The sequence below is a fragment of the Massilia sp. P2_C2 genome (assembly GCF_056404615.1).
This window is the reverse complement of sequence record NZ_JBFUDR010000593.1, coordinates 1-1435: the sequence shown is the minus strand read 5'-3', so window position 1 is coordinate 1435 and position 1435 is coordinate 1. Positions and strand designations below refer to the sequence as shown.

The 1435-nt window shown below is 62.5% G+C and carries 1 protein-coding gene and 1 pseudogene; both read left to right on the top strand.

The genetic code is table 11. The features are described 5' to 3' along the window. Positions 1 to 134: 134 nt before the first annotated feature. Entirely contained in the window at positions 135 to 830 is a 696-nt protein-coding gene (locus AC1DYX_RS31120) for a nitroreductase (RefSeq protein WP_477266085.1), read from the top strand. Between the two features lie 181 nt (positions 831 to 1011). Then, positions 1012 to 1435: pseudogene (locus tag AC1DYX_RS31115) on the top strand (peptidase S11); the annotation flags it as partial.

Genomic DNA, 1435 nt, shown 5'->3' with positions numbered 1-1435 from the left:
ATGAGGTGTGGGTCAGCGGATTTCATCGGGGCCAGCGGCAATGCCGCGCACAAGGCCGGATATAGAACTGCGACTTTCCTCGTCTGAACAGAGCTGAAAATACCTTGCAAAAGGGAGGCGTCCATATAGACTGCATGATCAGTAACGAACAACAGCGTGCCGTGGACGCCGCCATCACCTCGCGCCGTTCGATCCGCGCATTCTTGCCGACCCCGGTCGCGCGCGAGGATATCGAAGCCATCCTGGAAGTGGCTGCGCGCGCCCCGTCCGGCACGAACACGCAGCCGTGGAAAGTCCACGTGCTGACCGGTGCCGCGAAGGAATGCCTGAGCGACCGGATCCTGGCCGCGTACGCGGATCCGGCGCAGGCCCGCGCGCACGTCGAGGAGTACGCGTACTACCCGCGCGAGTGGGTCTCGCCCTTCGTCGACCGGCGCCGCAAGGTCGGCTGGGACCTGTACGCGCTGCTGGGCCTCACGCGCGACAACAAGGCCGGCATGGCGGCCCAGCACGGCCGCAACTACCGCTTCTTCGACGCACCCGTCGGCATGATCTTCACCATCGACCGCATCATGGAGCAGGGCTCCTGGCTCGACTATGGCATGTTCCTGCAGAACATCATGATCGCGGCGCGCGGCCGCGGTCTCGACACGTGCCCRCAGGCCGCGTTCACGCAGTTCCACCGCATCATTTCCAACGAGCTTGGGTTGTCCGAAAACCAGATGGTCGTGTGCGGCATGTCGCTCGGCTACGCCGATTCGGACAAGGTCGAGAACACGCTCGTTACGGAACGCGAGCCGGTAGCCGCCTTCGCGCGTTTCCTCGAATAACAGGCTATACTGGTTTTTGCAAGCTATTGAAATATCAAGAGATTTCTACAACGCATCGATTTTTGTTCTGTGGAAAAAAAGGAGCACAGGTGGTACATTCGCGTGGTGCGCACTTGCGCTCCATTCGTCTTCCGCTACACTGCAATTAGTGCTCATCAGCCGCGTTCAAGGATTTTCAGAGATGCTCAAGCTCGCGTTGGCAGCCGCCATTTCCATGATGTTGATGCTTGAACCCGCCGCAGCCGCGACCAGGCACAAGGGACACACGGCTGCGACCAAGCGCGTCAAGGTCAAGGCCCGGCGCGCCGACCTGGCCAGGGTCGCCGCGAACGAGAACCGCGAGCGCATGGTGCGCCGTGTCGAAATGGTGCACGGCAAGCGCCACGTCGTGTACCAGCGCGTCCGCCGCGCGGCGCCGGCCGTGGCGATGCTCAGCGCGGGCGATATCGCCGGCCTGAACCGCACGCGCGACCCGCTCGAACTGCGCTCCAACGTGGCCTATGTGATGGACCAGACGAGTTCGGAAGTGCTGTTCGAGAAGAATGCCAACGTCGCGCTGCCCATCGCCTCCATCACCAAGCTGATGACGGGCCTGCTCGTCGTCC